This window comes from Janthinobacterium sp. SUN206, from assembly GCF_030587305.1.
Taxonomy (GTDB): Bacteria; Pseudomonadota; Gammaproteobacteria; order Burkholderiales; family Burkholderiaceae_D; genus Janthinobacterium; species Janthinobacterium kumbetense.
In genome coordinates this window covers 1,852,339-1,867,286 of record NZ_JAPWIB010000001.1, presented here as the reverse complement: position 1 = coordinate 1,867,286, position 14,948 = coordinate 1,852,339, and the positions used below count along the sequence as shown (strand labels likewise).

The window sequence follows — 14,948 nt, the reverse complement described above, 5'->3', positions numbered from 1 at the left end:
GGATGAAAGGAACACCATGCAGCCCACGACCACGCCTGGCGCCGCAACCGCGCAATACCTGACGCAGTACTTGAGCTTCCGGCTGGGCGGCCTGGAATACGGCCTCGATTACCGTTGCGTGCGGGAATTGCGCCCCCTGAAGGAACTCGACCGTTTTTCCTCGGAAGGGGAAGTGCTGCACAGCGTGGCCGTCTCGCGGGGCGTGATCATTCCCATCGTCGACATGCGCGCCGCGTTCGGCAGCGCCCACGGCGCACCCGACCCGGCCACCGACGTGATCATCCTGCAGCTGAGCAATGGCGTGATGGGCATGGTGGTCGATGGCGTCACCGATATCGTCAGCCTGGCGCCCGCCGACATCGCCGCCGTGCCCGGCCTGGGCGAGACGGAAGCCGATTACCTGCTGGGCCTGGGCACAGTGGCGGGTCGCCGATTGATCCTCGTCGACATCGACCGCCTGATGGCGATCCGCAGCCCCAGCCCCATGCAGGCGGCATAAAAAAAGACGACCCGGAAGTCGTCTTTTGTCGCTACTTGCTTAACCGAGCTTTTCGAGTTGATCTTGCAAGTCCAGCCATTCCGCTTCCAGCTGCGCCAGGTCCTTGGTGAAGAAGGTCTGGTCGGCCAGCAATTGCTTCAGCTTGGCCTTGTTGGCCGCGTCGTAGATGGTCGGCTCGCCCAGCTTGGCGTCGGTTTCCGCCTTTTGCGCATTGCGCTTGGCGATCTGCTCTTCCTGGCGCTTGATCTTGTTTTCGATCGGCTTGCGCAGGGCGGCTGTTTTCTGGCGCTCTTCCGCTTCCTTGCGCTTGTCGCGCACGGGCGCGGCAGGGGCGGCAGCTACCGGCGAAGGTACGGAAGACGTCACGGGGAAGTCCGTCTTGTTGGCCTTGCCGGCGGCCGGCAGCACGTCCGTGCCTTTGCCCAGCTTGGTCTTGAACAGCCAATCCTTGTAGTCGTCCAGGTCGCCGTCGAACGGTTGCAGCTTGCCGTCGGCAACGATGATGAATTCGTCGGTGGTGGCGCGCAGCAAGTGGCGATCATGGGAAACGACGACCAGCGTGCCTTCGAACTGGGCCAGCGCTTCCGTCAGCGCTTCGCGCGTTTCCAGATCCAGATGGTTGGTCGGTTCATCGAGCAGCAGCAGGTTCGGACGCTGCCAGACGATCAGGGCCAGCGCCAGACGGGCTTTTTCGCCGCCCGAGAACGGTGCGATCGAGGCGGTGACCATGTTGCCGGGGAAGTTGAAGCCGCCGAGGAAGTTGCGCAGTTCCTGCTCGCGCACGGTCGGGGCGATCTTCGCCAGATGCCACAGCGGCGATTCGTCGTGGCGCAGCATTTCCACCTGGTGCTGGGCGAAGTAGCCGATGTTCAAGCCCTTGCCCATGGTGGCGTCGCCCGTCAGCGGCATCAGTTCGCCGGCGATGGTCTTGATCAGGGTCGATTTGCCGGCGCCATTCTGGCCCAGCAAGCCGATGCGCTGGCCGATCTGCAGCGAAAACTTGATGCCGTTGACGATGGTTTTATGCGTGATTTCGCCCGTCGCTTCGTTCTCGATCTTGTAGCCCGCATCGACGTCTTCCATCACCAGCAGCGGGTTCGGAGCCGACAGCGGCTCGCGGAATTCGAACGAGAATTCGGCGGCGGCGCGCAGTGGCGCCAGTTCTTCCATCTTCGCCAGCGCCTTCATGCGGCTTTGCGCCTGGCGGGCCTTGGATGCTTGCGCCTTGAAGCGGTTCACGAACGATTCCAGGTGGGCGCGCTTGCGCTGCTGCTTTTCCAGCGCGCCGGCGGCCAGGATCATCTGCGCCGCGCGTTGGCGCTCGAAGCTCGAATAGTTGCCCGAGTAGCGTTTCAGCTTGCGCTCGTCGATATGCACGACCACGTTGACGACTTCGTCGAGGAAGTCGCGGTCATGGGAAATGATCAGCAAGGTGCCGGCGTAACGCTTGAGCCAGTCTTCCAGCCAGATGATGGCGTCCAGATCCAAGTGGTTGGTCGGTTCATCGAGCAGCAGCAGGTCGGACGGGCACATCAGCGCTTGCGCCAGGTTCAGACGCATGCGCCAGCCGCCGGAGAAACTGGCCACCGGTTGCTGCATCTGGTCCAGGGTGAAGCCCAGGCCCAGCAGCAATTGCTCGCCGCGCGATTGCACGGTATACGCGTCGGCATCGGCCATGGCGCTGTAGATTTCGCCGATGGCGATACCGTTTTCCGACGTGGCAGGCTCCGACTCCAGGCGCGCCAGTTCCGCTTCCAGTTTGCGCAGGGTGACGTCGCCGTCGATCGCATAGTCGAGCGCGGCACGGTCCAGCGGCGGCGTTTCCTGCGCCACGTAAGCCACGCGCCACTTGGCCGGGAAATCGATCTCGCCCTGGTCAGGGTGCAATTCGCCACGCATCATGGCGAACAGGCTCGATTTGCCCGCGCCATTGGCGCCGATCAGGCCGATCTTGTCGCCCGGATTGAGGGTGACATCGACTTGTTCGAGCAACGGTTTGATGCCGCGCATCAGGCTTACTTGTAGGAAACGTATCATTTTTTTCTTTGTGTTGTAAATTAAGGCGCTGCGCGCTGACGCCAGCGCTTATACCAGCTTGAGCTGCTCGGCCGTCAGCAGGAAGACCATGTCGTCGCCTGCGCTCGTCGTCAGCCAGGTCAGGCCCAGCTCGCCGAAGGCCGCTTCCGCGTATGCGCGTTCGTTGCCGATTTCAATCATCAGGATGCCGTCATCCGTCAGGCGCTCGGCCGCGCCGGCGATGATCTTGCGCACCAGGTCCATGCCGTCGCTGCCGCCGTCGAGGGCGATTTGCGGTTCGGCCAGGTATTCCTGGGGCAGGGCGCCCATCGACGCGGAATTCACGTATGGCGGGTTGCTGATGATCAAATCATATTTCTTGGCCGGCACGTTCGTGTACAGGTCCGATTCGATCAGGGTGACGCGGTCCTGCAATTTGTACGTGTCGACGTTGCGCTTGGCCACGGCCAGCGCATCGGCGGAAATGTCTACGGCGTCGACCTGGGCGTTCGGGAAGGCGTCGGCCATCATGATAGCCAGGCAGCCAGAACCGGTGCACAGTTCCAGGATGTTTTCCACGGCTTCCGGTTCCGCCACCCACGGCGAGAAGTATTCAGGGATCAGCTCGGCGATGAAGGAGCGGGGCACGATCACGCGCTCGTCGACGTAGAAGTTGTACGTGCCCAGCCAGCCTTCCTTGGTGATGTAGGCGGCCGGCACGCGGTCGATGCTGCGGCGGTCGATGACGCTCATCACGCTGGCCACTTCCGACGGCAGCAGCTTGGCGTCGAGGAACGGTTCGAGCTTGTCGAGCGGCAACTTCAACGTGTGCAGGATCAGATAGGCTGCTTCGTCGAACGCTTCGGCGCTGCCGTGGCCGAAAAACAGCTTGGCGGTGTTAAAACGGGTAACGGCGTAGCGCAGCAGGTCGCGTGGCGTGGAAAACGGGTTCGGGGTCATGGCATTCTCGAAAAGACGGTGTTCTGGCCCGCCGTGACGGGCCTCGGTATTCTGGTTCAGACGGGCAGCAAATGCTCCAGGGTGCGCCGGTAAATATTCTTCAGGGGATCGATGTGGCGCAGTTCGATGTGCTCGTCGATCTTGTGAATACTGGCATTGGGCGGCCCGAATTCTATCACTTGGGGGCAGATTTGCGCGATAAACCGGCCATCCGAGGTGCCGCCCGTGGTCGACAGCTCCGTCGTGAGGCCCGTTTCTTCCAGGATGGCGGCCGACAGCGCATCGCTCAAGGTGCCGCGCGGCGTGAGGAAGGGCAGGCCGCTCAGGGTCCACTGCAAATCGTATTGCAAGTCATGCCGGTCGAGGATGGCGTGCACCCGTTTCTGCAATCCCTCGGCCGTGCTGGCCGTGGAAAAGCGGAAATTGAAGTCGATCACCATGTCGCCCGGAATCACGTTGTTCGCGCCCGTGCCCGCGTTGATATTCGACATTTGCCACGAGGTCGGCAAGTAATACTCGTTGCCCGCATCCCATTTCTCTTCGACCAAGTCGGCCAGCGCCTGCGCCGCTTCGTGGATGGGATTCATTGCCAGGTGCGGATAGGCAATGTGACCCTGCACGCCCTTGATCGTCAAACGGCCCGACAGCGAACCGCGGCGGCCGTTCTTGATCATGTCGCCCAGTTGCGCGCTCGACGTCGGCTCGCCCACCAGGCAATAGTCGATCTGTTCGCCGCGCGCCTTCAGTTGCTCGCACACGATGACGGTGCCGTCCGTGGCCGGGCCTTCCTCGTCGCTGGTGATCAGAAAGGCGATCGAACCCGTGTGCTCGGGCGTGGCGGCGATAAATTCCTCGCAGGCAATTACCATGGCGGCGATCGAGGTCTTCATGTCGGCCGCGCCACGGCCGTACAGCTTGCCGTCGCGGTGCGTGGGAATGAAGGGCAGCGAACGCCATTGCTCGACGGGGCCGGTCGGCACCACGTCCGTATGGCCGGCAAAGACGAACACGGGCGACGTCGTGCCGCGGCGCGCCCACAGATTGGTGACGTCGTTCGACTGTATCGTTTCGCAGACAAAGCCCAACGGCGTGAGGATGTCGATCAGGTGCTGCTGGCAGCCCTTGTCGTCGGGCGTGACCGAGGACAGGGCGATCAGTTTTTCGGTCAGGGCAAGGGTTTTGGAGGTGGTCATGGGTAAGGTCGTGCCGGCAACATCGTTCCGGTTGTCAACTAAGTATGGTTACAGCGAGAAAAGGGTCTTGTATTGCGCATCCGAAAACGCCACGCTGAACTGGCCATCCTTGTCCAGTACGGGGCGCTTGATGATGGACGGGTTTTCCAGCATCAGCTCCAGGGCGCTGGCCGCGTCGGTGATCGATGCTTTGCGCTCGTCGGACAGGGCGCGCCACGTCGTGCCTTTCTTGTTGACCAGCACGTCCCATGGCAATTGCGCCAGCCACGCCTCGACGGTGGCGTGTTCCAGGCCCTGCTTCTTGAAGTCGTGGAAGGTGAAATCGAGTTGCTGCGCGGCCAGCCAGGTGCGGGCCTTTTTGACGGTATCGCAGTTGGGGATACCGTAGAGTGTAATGGTCGTCATGGGTAGGGCTAAGGGGGTATGAATGCGGTTCGCTTGATCGCGGCGCTTGCGCTGGCGCGATATGCGATGTTAGCCGACATTATACAGTCGATGCACAGTCGATGCGGCAGTGCAACACGCCCCAGTGATTTCCCTTACACGGGCCGTGGCGCCGCCTTGCCCGATTCGGCCGGACCGAAATGCAGGCCCAGCCGCAGGGCCAAGGCGCGCAGGGCGCCGCTTTCCTGCAGGTGCAGGGCCAGCGCAATGTGGCCGTCGGGGCGCACCAGGTAGGCTGCGTCGCGGCCCAGGCCGGCCAGCTTGGCGGCGACATTGAAGGTGTAGCAATGCACGGGCAGTTTCAGCACGCGCGCTTCGTCCAGCAGTTCGGGCGCCGCTTCGCCATAGATGTGCAATTGCCAGTCCATGCTGCGCAGGGCCGTGAAATTGTCTTGCGTGCCGTCCGAGAACCACGGCAGGCGGTCGCCGCCGCGCAAGTATTCCGCGTGGCCCGCGGACAGGGCGCTGTCTTCATAGCTGATCTGGATTTGCGACACGGTCCGGAACAGCAAGCGGCGCGCCCGCCCGAAGCCGGAGAGGAAGGGCAGCGCGTGCGGCACCAGCCAGCGGCGCAGGAATTGCCCGGCGATGCCTTGCGCGACGATGGCCTGGAAGGCGCGGTCGGTGGTGGCGACGAGCTTGCGGGCAAACACGATGCGCTCGCTTTCATAGGTGTCGAGCAGGGCGTCGTTGCTTTGTCCCCGCAGCTTTTGCGCCAGTTTCCAGGCCAGGTTGACGGCGTCGCCCAGGCCCGTGTTCATGCCCTGGCCGCCCACGGGGCTGTGCAGATGGGCCGCGTCGCCGAGGATGAAGCAGCGCCGTTCGCGAAACTGCGCCGCCACCCGGTGATGCACTTTATACGTGGAAAACCAGTTCACGTGCTCGACCTGGATATTCAGCAAGCTTTCCACCTGTTCCCGCACGTCGTCGAAGACGGGCGCCGGCGCGCCTTCCGGCTTGTCTGGCAGGATGCCGATCAGGCGCTGCATGCCGCTGGTGCGCACGGGCAACATCAGCGCAAAAGAGTTCGCGCCCAGGTGGGCGTGCAAATCCGTGTTGTTGCCGGCCACTTGCGCATCGGCCACGTAATACAGGTGGTCGTAGGTGCCGCCGGAGAACGCGAAGCCGGCGATCTCGCGCACCTTGCTGCGGGCGCCGTCGCAGCCGCAAATATAATTAAACGTGCAATATTGCCGTTCGCCATTATTGAGCAGAATGGCTTGCACTTCGCTATCGTCCTGCGTCCACAGGTCCAGCGTGACGTTCCATTCCACATGCACGCCGGCCGCGGCCAGCTTGCTGATAAGAAAGCGTTCATGCTCGTCCTGGGGCAGGCTCAGCACGAAAGGATAGGGGCTCAGGCCTTCGCCGATCTCGCCCAGCGCCAGTTTCACCAGCTCCTCGCCGCCTTCGTGGATGTGCATGGCATTGATCTTGATGCCCAGGTGCACCAGCTCGTCGGCAAAGCCCAGCTGCTGGTAAAACTCCAGGGTGCGCGCATGCACGGCCATGGCCCGCGACGCCTGGCCCGGTCCGCTGTTTTTATCGATGATGCGGCAATCGACGCCATGGCGCGCCAGGCGCAAGGCAAGCATGAGGCCGGTAGGACCGGCGCCGACGATCAATACGGGAGGAGTATTCATGCCATCCAGTATAGGACAGGATGGGTGATGGCTGCGCGACGATTGAAGTTGCTATCTGGAAATGAAAATGTCCCGCCGGGGCGGGACATTCAGGGGGCTACGTGCGCCTTGCGGCGCAGTATTTAGATGCCGCGCAAGAGTTCGTTGATGCCGGTCTTGGCGCGGGTCTTCGCATCCACGCGCTTGACGATCACGGCGCAGTACAGCGAGTACTTGCCGTCTTCCGAAGGCAGGTTGCCCGAGACCACGACGGAGCCGGCTGGCACGCGGCCGTAGGTGACTTCGCCCGTGGCGCGGTCGTAGATCTTGGTCGACTGGCCGATGTACACGCCCATCGAGATGACGGAGTTTTCCTCGACGATCACGCCTTCGACGATTTCCGAACGGGCGCCGATGAAGCAGTTGTCTTCGATGATGGTCGGGTTCGCTTGCATCGGTTCCAGCACGCCGCCGATGCCGACGCCGCCGGACAGGTGGACGTTCTTGCCGATTTGCGCGCAGGAACCGACGGTGGCCCAGGTGTCGACCATGGCGCCTTCATCGACGTAGGCGCCGATGTTGACGTAGGAAGGCATCAGCACGACGTTCTTGGCGATGAAGCTGCCGCGGCGGGCGACGGCTGGCGGCACCACGCGGAAACCGCCCTTGGCGAAGTCTTCCTTGGTGTAGTTGGCGAACTTGGTCGGGACCTTGTCGTAGAACTGCATCGTGCCGTCCGATGGCAGCACGACGTTGTCTTCCAGGCGGAACGACAGCAGCACGGCTTTCTTGACCCACTGGTTGACGACCCAGTCGCCCGAGGTTTTTTCCGCCACGCGGATGCTGCCGTTGTCCAGGCCATTGATGACGTGGGAGACGGCGTCGCGCAGTTCGGCCGTGCCGTTGCCCGGATTGATCTCGGCGCGGTTTTCCCAGGCCTGGTCGATGATGTTTTGCAGTTGTTGGCTCATGATGATGTCTTATTAGTGAGTTAATGCGGATGCGGAAAGCTGCTGGCAGAATTTTACTATGCGTAAGGCCGCTTCCAGCCCTTCGGCCGTTTCGGCCACGAGGGCCATGCGGATGCGGTTGCGGCCCGGATTGATGCCGTGCGCGTCGCGCGCCAGGTAGCTGCCAGGCAATACCGTCACATTATATTCGGCGTACAGGCGTTGCGCGAATTCGGTGTCGGACAGGCCCGTGCGGCTGACGTCGGCCCACAGGTAGAAGCCGGCGTCCGGCAATTGCACGTCCATCACCGATTGCAGCAGCGGCGTGATGGCGTCGAACTTGGCGCGGTACTTGGCGCGATTTTCCTCGACATGGGTTTCGTCGTTCCAGGCCGCGACGGAGGCCGCCTGCACGGCAGGGCTCATGGCGCCGCCGTGGTAGGTTCGGTAGAGCAGGAATTTTTTCAATACTTCGGCATCGCCGGCGACAAAGCCCGAGCGCATGCCCGGCACGTTCGAACGCTTCGACAGGCTGGAAAACACCACCAGGCGCGCATACGGGCGTAGGGTGGTGGACAGGCCCAGCATGTGCGCCGCCTGCAGCGCGCCCAGCGGCGGCGTGTCGCCGTGGTAAATCTCGGAATAGCACTCGTCGGCGGCGATGACGAAATCGTAGCGCTCGGACAGGGCGAACAGATGTTCCCAGTCCGTCAGGGTAAGCACGGCGCCCGTCGGGTTGCCTGGCGAGCACAAAAACAGCAGTTTGACCTTTTCCCACACGCTGGTCGGTACGCTGTCGTAGTCGCAGCCGAAATTGCGCGCCGGGTCGGAATTGACGAAATACGGTTCGGCGCCGGCCAGGTAGGCGGCGCCTTCATAGATCTGGTAAAACGGATTCGGGCTGATCACGAGCGAACCGGCGGCCGGATCGATCACCGTTTGCGCCAGCGCAAACAACGCTTCGCGCGAACCGTTCACGGGCAGGATTTGCGTGGCAGGATTGAGCTTGGGGATGCCATAGCGGCGCTCGAGCCAGCCGGCGATGGCTGTACGCAAGGCTTCCGAACCGATGGTGGTCGGATAGCTGGCCAGGCCATGGATATTGTCGACCAATGCCTGCTCGATGAAAGCCGGCGTCGGGTGCTTGGGTTCGCCCATGCCCAGGCTGATGGGCGCATACTCGGGATTGACCGTCACGCCGGCAAACAGCTGGCGCAGCTTTTCAAAGGGATATGGCTGCAGTTTAGCAAGAAGTGGATTCACGGAACGGACCAGGGCAAGAGTGGAAAGACGATGTTGCTCAGCGATTGCTAGGCGATTGCTTGGCGCGGCAGACTTGATGCCGGTCAAATAATGAGCCGCGTCTTTCATTATAGCCGCCCTCGCGGGGCCGCTGTGCAAGCGGCATCGGCGTGAGGGCTGCCCGGCCTGCCACGGCATGCCGCAGCGGGGAGTGCCATGCCATGGCGCGGCAAGGTAAAATACGCTATGTCTACCTTACTTCCCACCCTGCTTGCCATTGAAACCTCGTCCGAACTCGCCTCCTGCGCCTTGTTGCGCGGCGATGTCGTCCTGTCCCGCGCGTCGTCGGGCGTGCGCACCCATTCCCAGTCCATCTTGCCGATGGTGCAGGAATTGCTCGCTGAAGCGGGCGTGACCCTGGCCGACGTCGACGCCATCGCCTATGGCTCCGGCCCCGGCTCGTTTACGGGCGTGCGCACGGCTTGCGGCATCGCGCAAGGCCTGGCCTATGGCGCCAGGCTACCCGTCGTGCCCGTCGTCACCCTCGACGCCATGGCGCTCGCGTGCCATCAGCAACATGGCGCGCAACGCATCGTGACCGTGCTCGACGCCCGCATGGGCGAAGTGTACTGGGCGCAATATGATTACCAGGATGGCTTGCAGATTGTTGCGCCACCGGCCCTGAGCGCACCGGCCGGCGTGGCGCCGCAAGGCGATGTCGCCGCTTGCGGCAACGGTTTCAGTGCATACGCCGAAGCGCTGGCCCCGCTGCCGTGCGCCGCGACTGCCGACGCCGCCATCATGCCGCACGCCGTGCAAGTGGCGCAGCTGGCGCGCATCGCCTTTGCGGCCGGCCAGTTCGTGACGGCGGCCGAGGCGCAGCCTTTGTATTTGCGCAACAAGATCGCCTTTACCAGCGCGGAACGGCAAGAGATGCAACAGGCCAAGGCCGCTGCGGAGTCCGCGCAATGAGTGTGGCGGACCAGGACCGCGCTGCCGGCTGGGACTTGCTGCGCCTCGACTATCAGCCGATGGTCGAAGCGGACCTGGTTGAGGTGCTGGCGCTGGAGCAGCGCGTGTATCCGCATCCCTGGACGCACGGCAACTTTGTCGATTCGCTCAAAAGCGGATATCCGGCCTGGGTGCTGCGCGACGTGGATGGCACCCTGCTCGGCTACTTTTTGCTGATGCTGGTCGTCGACGAGGCGCACTTGCTCAACGTGGCCGTCGAAGGCGCGATCCAAGGCCAGGGGCTGGGCCGCTTCCTGCTGAACCAGTCCTGCGCCTGCGCGCGCCAGCTGGGCATGGAATCGATGCTGCTGGAAGTGCGCCCGTCGAACGTGCGCGCGCTCGATATTTACCAGCGCTATGGATTTGAACAGATCGGCCGGCGCAAGGGATACTATCCGGCCAGTAACTCGCAACGTGAGGACGCCATCGTGATGCGTTATACCTTATGAGCCGCAGCGTCGTTTTCCTCGATGAAATGGGCGTCGGCCCCCTGTGGCGCTTGCGCCAGGGTGGCGCGCCCGAGGCCGCTGAAGCGGCTGACGTTGCCGAGATCGTGGAAGCAGCAGCGGCACCGGTGGCCGCCGTGGTTGAAGCTGCCGCGCCGCCCATACCGGTAGCGGAGGTTGTTGCTGAGGTGAAAGCCGTTGACGTTGCTGCGCCTGTCGCTCCCACTCCTGCCACGCCTGCCGCCACGCCTGCCGCTCCCGCCGCATCTGACGATACGGCCTGGTTCGACGATGCGCCGCCACCGCCGCCCGCCAGACAGCTGAGCGATGCCGATATCGCCGCCCTCGACTGGGATGGCTTGACGGCGGCCGTCGCCAAGTGCGCGCGCTGCGACCTGTGCAAGACGCGCAAGGGCGTCGTCATGGGCCGCGGCGACCGCCAGGGCGATTGGCTGATGCTGGCCAGCAGCCCGTCGCGCCTGGAAGAGCGGGAAGGGCGCGCCTTGCCGGGCGAGCAGGGCAAATTGCTCGACAATATGCTGAAAGCCATCGCCGTCGATGCGGATAGCGATGTGTACATCACGCACTTGCTCAAGTGTCGTCCGCTCGACGAGGGGGGGCAGGAACGCTTGCCGACAGAAGCCGAGTCGGCCGCCTGCCGCCCGTATTTCGAGCGCGAACTGGCCCTGCTGCAACCGCGTACTATTTTGACGCTCGGCTCGATGGCCGCCGCCGGCATCAATCCCGGCGAGAAACCCGTGCGCGGCACCGTGCGTCAGCTGGGGAAGGCCTCCGTCGTGGCCACTTTCCACCCGGAAATGCTGCTGCAGGACGAGACGGGCAAGGCCAAGGCGCGCGCCTGGGCCGATCTGTGCCTGGCGAAAAGCACGCATGGTGATTCGCACGGTGAGTGATGCCGCCGCTGGCGCATTCCAGGCTCGCTTCGAGCGCCGCTGGGGGCATCTGACGCACCCCCGCGTGCGTGCGCTGGCCTGGCTGCTCGACTCGCCCGACTTGCTGGACCCGGCCAGCTCCCACTGGGGCGGGCGCATCGCCAGCCTCGCGCCCGTCACGCCTTCTGTTGCCGCTTGGCTGGGCGCGCTGCAAGACGATCCGTCGCCGCTCGATGCGGCGCTGGGGCCGAAATTCTATTCCCGCCTGGGCCTGTACGCTGAAAAGCTGCTGGCCTTTTATTTTGAGCAACACGGACTGCTGCAAGCGCATGGCTTGCAAGTGCAGGTGAACCGCAACGACACGGTGGGCGAGTTCGATTTCCTGCTGCGCGATGGGGCGCAGGGTGACGCGTTGCTGCACTGGGAATTCGCCACCAAGTTCTACCTGCTGGAAGGCGCGCCCGATCCCGGTGTCTTCAATCACTTGATCGGCCCCAACCTGGCCGATACCCTGGGATTGAAGATGCGCAAGATCCTCGACAAGCAACTGGCCTTGTCCCGCCATCCGGCCGCGCAAACCCTGCTGGCGCAGCCCGTGCGGGCGGCGCAGGCGCTGGTCAAGGGCTGGCTGTTTTATGCCCCGGACGCCACGCCCGGCCTGGACGGTATTTCCCAGGATCATGGACACGGCTTCTGGTGCGCGCCCACACAATTGCCGGAACGGTGCTATGTCGTGCTGCCGCGCTTGCAATGGCTGGCGCCGTTCAAGGGCCGCGACGTGGAAGTGCTGGACGTGGAGGCCTTGCGTGCGCGCTTGTTTGATCTGGCGCAACCGGTGATGGTGGCCACGGTGGATAATGTCGAAGGCTGGGAAGTGGAGCGCACGCGTGGTTTTGTCGTGCCGCCTGACTGGACGGAGCAGGCTGCCGCGCGGCGGCTGGCCGGCATGCTGCCAGCGTAATGCCGGGGGCTGATCCGCTGGGTCAGCCCCCCGAAATTAATGCTTTTGCTCGCCAATCAAGGAAAGATTGTCGTGCTCGGCCTGGTTCAGCTTGTGCTTGCGCATGATCATGTACATGGTGCCGGCGACGAACAGGCCGAACAGGGTGATGATGATGTTCAGCGGCAGGTGCAAACGGATCATGATCGAATACACGGCCAGCATGGTCAAAATAGACAGGTTTTCATTGAAGTTTTGCACGGCGATGGAGTGGCCTGCGCTCATCAGCACGTGGCCGCGGTGTTGCAGCAGGGCATTCATTGGCACGACAAAGAAGCCGGACAGGGCGCCGATCAGTATCAGCAGCGGGTAGGCGATCCATACGGAATGTACTTGCGTCATCATCATGACGATCACGCCCATGGCGATGCCCAGTGGAATGACGGTCAGCGATTTGCGCAGTGGAATGAAGCGGGCCGACAGCACGGCGCCGGCGGCCACGCCGATGGCGACCACGCCCACCAGGCTGGTCGCCTTGTCGAAAGGCATGTTCAAGGATTGCTTGGCCCATTCCAGCACGATCAGCTGCAAGGTGGCGCCGGCGCCCCAGAACAGGGTCGTCACGGCCAGGGTGATCTGGCCCAGCTTGTCTTTCCACAGGATGGAATAGCAATTGGCAAAATCGGTGATCAGTTTGATAGGATTGCGTTCCTGGTGCGGATATACGCAGCCCGTGTCGGGAATCTTCAGGTTGGCCAGGGTCGCCAGCACATAAATGCCGACCACCACGCACAGGGCCGCTTCCGTCTTGTTGGTGATGCCCGTGTCGATCAGGGGGAAGTCGAAGGACAGCAGCATGTCGGACACGTGGCCGCTGACGAGCGCGCCGCCCATGACGGTGCCGAGGATGATGGAAGTGACGGTCAAGCCTTCGATCCAGCCATTCGCCGCCACGAGCTTTTCCGGCGGCAGCAGTTCCGTCAGGATGCCGTATTTGGCGGGCGAGTACACGGCCGCGCCAAAACCGACGACGGCGTAGGCCAGCAGCGGGTGTACGTGGAAGAAGACGAGGGCGCAGCCGAAGATCTTGACCATGTTGGCGATGAACATGACCTTGCCTTTTGGCAATGCATCTGCGAAGGCGCCGACAAAAGCGGCCAACAGCACGTAAAACAGCACGAACGACAGTTTGAGCAGCGGCGTGATCCACGCCGGGGATTTCATGGACACCAATAAATCGACGGCGACAAAAAAGAGGGCGTTATCTGCCAGCGAGGAAAAGAACTGCGCCGCCATGATGGTATAAAAACCACGATTCATTCTGGATTGCCTGAAATCATATCTGGCTTGCTTTATACCACGAAAAAACGGCAAACCCCAAGTTTGGAAGGGGCCGCTTTGCATACTCTTGCCTAAGCGAACCTTAATTTTTCTGCCGTAGAAAAATACACATACATGTGAGCATTTTATAAATGATGTCCTCTGCATACGACCTTGGGTGTCTGCCGTGTCCGCGTACGGTGCATCCGGTAAAATACGGCTTTCCCACCCGCCGTGAACGATGCATATGCCCAGGCCCCTTCTCGCCACCATCCATCTCGATGCCATGCAACACAATCTGGCGCGCGCCCGTGCCGGCGCCCGCGGCGCCAAGGTGTGGGCCGTCGTCAAGGCAAATGCCTATGGCCACGGCCTGGAACGGGCCATGCGGGGCTTTGCCGGGGCCGATGGCCTGGCGCTGGTCGAGGTCGACTACGCCGTGCGTCTGCGCGAACTGGGCTGGACCAAGCCCATCTTGCTGCTGGAAGGCTTTTTTGACGCCAGCGATTTGCCCGTCATGGCGCAATATGGCTTGAATGGCAGCGTGCATTGCGAGGAACAGATCGCCCTGCTGGAGGCGGCGCACTTGCCGCACGCCATCGATGTGCACTTGAAAATGAATACGGGCATGAACCGCCTGGGCTTTACGCCGGACGCCGTGGCGGGGGCATATGCGCGCCTGCGCGCCATGCCGCATATCGGCACGATCACCCTGATGACGCACTTCGCCAACGCGGACGAGGCGGCGCCCACGCGCTTGCCCCTGGAGCAGCAGATGCTGCGTTTCGAAGCGGGCGCGGCCAGCATTGGTGTACCCTTGCCGCGCAGCCTGTGCAATTCGGCCGGCGTGCTGCTGCACCATCTGGACAGCGACTGGGTGCGCCCCGGCATCATGCTGTACGGCGGCACGCCCAGCGGCGCTCCCGGCGGCACGTCCGCGCAGGCGTTCGGCTTGCTGCCCACCATGACCTTGCGCAGCAGCATTATCGGCATCCAGGATATCGCCGCCGGTGAAGTGGTTGGGTACGGCAGCCGCTACAAAGCGGCCGGCAATATCAAGGTGGGCGTGGTGGCGTGCGGCTATGCGGACGGCTACCCGCGCCACGCGCCCGAAGGCACGCCCGTGCTCGTCGACGGCGTGCGCACGGGACTCATCGGCAGGGTGTCGATGGACATGCTGATGGTCGACCTGACGCACGTGCCCGGTGCAAAAGTCGGCAGTGCCGTCACCTTGTGGGGCCAGGGCATGCCGATCGACGAGGTGGCCCTGGCCGCCGGCACCATCGGCTATGAGCTGATGTGCGCACTGGCGCCGCGCGTGCCCGTGGTCGAAGCGACACAGTGACGGCGGCCCGCTGTTTGTATATACTGTATATATAGACAGCAGTTTCACCTTACCCGGGCAAAGTACA

14 protein-coding genes are annotated in these 14,948 nt (G+C 62.9%); 6 read left to right on the top strand and 8 right to left on the bottom strand.

The genetic code is table 11. From position 1 onward, the window contains the following. Window positions 1-16: 16 nt before the first annotated feature. Window positions 17-499 carry a chemotaxis protein CheW gene (locus O3300_RS08400; RefSeq protein WP_077406904.1) on the top strand — a complete coding sequence of 161 codons (483 nt, stop codon included), beginning with the start codon at window positions 17-19 and terminating at the stop codon, window positions 497-499. A 39-nt stretch (window positions 500-538) separates the two neighbouring features. Here O3300_RS08400 and O3300_RS08395 read toward each other — a convergent pair whose 3' ends face one another. The 7 genes from O3300_RS08395 to dapC form a co-directional block, all read right to left on the bottom strand. Beyond that, window positions 539-2,536 (bottom strand): ATP-binding cassette domain-containing protein, encoded by a 1,998-nt coding sequence (locus O3300_RS08395; protein WP_289897235.1) that lies wholly within the window; start codon window positions 2,534-2,536, stop codon window positions 539-541. Window positions 2,537-2,584: 48 nt separating this feature from the next. Next, entirely contained in the window at window positions 2,585-3,475 is an 891-nt protein-coding gene (gene prmB, locus O3300_RS08390; RefSeq protein WP_099667205.1) for a 50S ribosomal protein L3 N(5)-glutamine methyltransferase, read from the bottom strand. A gap of 56 nt (window positions 3,476-3,531) precedes the next feature. Continuing rightward, the gene (gene dapE / locus O3300_RS08385) at window positions 3,532-4,668 is read right to left on the bottom strand and encodes a succinyl-diaminopimelate desuccinylase (protein WP_305052688.1); all 1,137 of its coding nucleotides are present in this window, start codon (window positions 4,666-4,668) and stop codon (window positions 3,532-3,534) included. Window positions 4,669-4,716: 48 nt separating this feature from the next. After that, complete coding sequence (locus O3300_RS08380) at window positions 4,717-5,073, bottom strand: ArsC family reductase (protein ID WP_305052687.1); 357 nt, start codon at window positions 5,071-5,073, stop codon at window positions 4,717-4,719. Between the two features lie 134 nt (window positions 5,074-5,207). After that, window positions 5,208-6,755 (bottom strand): FAD-dependent oxidoreductase, encoded by a 1,548-nt coding sequence (locus O3300_RS08375; RefSeq protein ID WP_305052686.1) that lies wholly within the window; start codon window positions 6,753-6,755, stop codon window positions 5,208-5,210. 122 nt (window positions 6,756-6,877) lie between these two features. Beyond that, window positions 6,878-7,705, bottom strand: coding sequence for a 2,3,4,5-tetrahydropyridine-2,6-dicarboxylate N-succinyltransferase (dapD, locus tag O3300_RS08370; RefSeq protein WP_070282206.1), 828 nt, complete (start codon window positions 7,703-7,705; stop codon window positions 6,878-6,880). A 12-nt stretch (window positions 7,706-7,717) separates the two neighbouring features. After that, entirely contained in the window at window positions 7,718-8,947 is a 1,230-nt protein-coding gene (gene dapC / locus O3300_RS08365) for a succinyldiaminopimelate transaminase (RefSeq protein ID WP_305052685.1), read from the bottom strand. 225 nt (window positions 8,948-9,172) lie between these two features. Between dapC and tsaB the strand changes: the two genes are divergently transcribed. From tsaB to O3300_RS08345, 4 genes are read left to right on the top strand one after another with little or no spacing between them, the layout of a single operon-like run. Beyond that, window positions 9,173-9,898 carry a tRNA (adenosine(37)-N6)-threonylcarbamoyltransferase complex dimerization subunit type 1 TsaB gene (tsaB, locus tag O3300_RS08360; RefSeq protein WP_305052684.1) on the top strand — a complete coding sequence of 242 codons (726 nt, stop codon included), beginning with the start codon at window positions 9,173-9,175 and terminating at the stop codon, window positions 9,896-9,898. Further along, window positions 9,895-10,386, top strand: coding sequence for a ribosomal protein S18-alanine N-acetyltransferase (rimI, locus tag O3300_RS08355; protein WP_289910765.1), 492 nt, complete (start codon window positions 9,895-9,897; stop codon window positions 10,384-10,386). The genes tsaB and rimI overlap by 4 nt, the downstream gene beginning before the upstream one ends. Beyond that, the gene (locus O3300_RS08350) at window positions 10,383-11,297 is read left to right on the top strand and encodes a uracil-DNA glycosylase (protein ID WP_305052683.1); all 915 of its coding nucleotides are present in this window, start codon (window positions 10,383-10,385) and stop codon (window positions 11,295-11,297) included. Before rimI ends, O3300_RS08350 begins: the two co-directional genes overlap by 4 nt. Beyond that, window positions 11,275-12,237 (top strand): DUF1853 family protein, encoded by a 963-nt coding sequence (locus tag O3300_RS08345; protein ID WP_305052682.1) that lies wholly within the window; start codon window positions 11,275-11,277, stop codon window positions 12,235-12,237. The genes O3300_RS08350 and O3300_RS08345 overlap by 23 nt, the downstream gene beginning before the upstream one ends. A 36-nt stretch (window positions 12,238-12,273) precedes the next feature. On the opposite strand, the gene lplT is transcribed toward O3300_RS08345, so the two are convergent. After that, window positions 12,274-13,536, bottom strand: a complete 1,263-nt coding sequence (gene lplT / locus O3300_RS08340) for a lysophospholipid transporter LplT (RefSeq protein WP_034779369.1) — start codon at window positions 13,534-13,536, stop codon at window positions 12,274-12,276. A 247-nt stretch (window positions 13,537-13,783) separates the two neighbouring features. Between lplT and alr the strand changes: the two genes are divergently transcribed. Further along, window positions 13,784-14,881, top strand: a complete 1,098-nt coding sequence (gene alr, locus O3300_RS08335) for an alanine racemase (RefSeq protein ID WP_305052681.1) — start codon at window positions 13,784-13,786, stop codon at window positions 14,879-14,881. Window positions 14,882-14,948 lie beyond the last annotated feature (67 nt).

Coding starts and splice junctions, on each gene's coding strand:
- O3300_RS08400 (WP_077406904.1), top strand. CDS start 17: ATGCAGCCCACGACCACGCCTGGCGCCGCAACCGCGCAATACCTGACG.
- O3300_RS08395 (WP_289897235.1), bottom strand. CDS start 2,536: ATGATACGTTTCCTACAAGTAAGCCTGATGCGCGGCATCAAACCGTTG.
- prmB (WP_099667205.1), bottom strand. CDS start 3,475: ATGACCCCGAACCCGTTTTCCACGCCACGCGACCTGCTGCGCTACGCC.
- dapE (WP_305052688.1), bottom strand. CDS start 4,668: ATGACCACCTCCAAAACCCTTGCCCTGACCGAAAAACTGATCGCCCTG.
- O3300_RS08380 (WP_305052687.1), bottom strand. CDS start 5,073: ATGACGACCATTACACTCTACGGTATCCCCAACTGCGATACCGTCAAA.
- O3300_RS08375 (WP_305052686.1), bottom strand. CDS start 6,755: ATGAATACTCCTCCCGTATTGATCGTCGGCGCCGGTCCTACCGGCCTC.
- dapD (WP_070282206.1), bottom strand. CDS start 7,705: ATGAGCCAACAACTGCAAAACATCATCGACCAGGCCTGGGAAAACCGC.
- tsaB (WP_305052684.1), top strand. CDS start 9,173: ATGTCTACCTTACTTCCCACCCTGCTTGCCATTGAAACCTCGTCCGAA.
- rimI (WP_289910765.1), top strand. CDS start 9,895: ATGAGTGTGGCGGACCAGGACCGCGCTGCCGGCTGGGACTTGCTGCGC.
- O3300_RS08350 (WP_305052683.1), top strand. CDS start 10,383: ATGAGCCGCAGCGTCGTTTTCCTCGATGAAATGGGCGTCGGCCCCCTG.
- O3300_RS08345 (WP_305052682.1), top strand. CDS start 11,275: ATGGTGATTCGCACGGTGAGTGATGCCGCCGCTGGCGCATTCCAGGCT.
- lplT (WP_034779369.1), bottom strand. CDS start 13,536: ATGAATCGTGGTTTTTATACCATCATGGCGGCGCAGTTCTTTTCCTCG.
- alr (WP_305052681.1), top strand. CDS start 13,784: ATGCCCAGGCCCCTTCTCGCCACCATCCATCTCGATGCCATGCAACAC.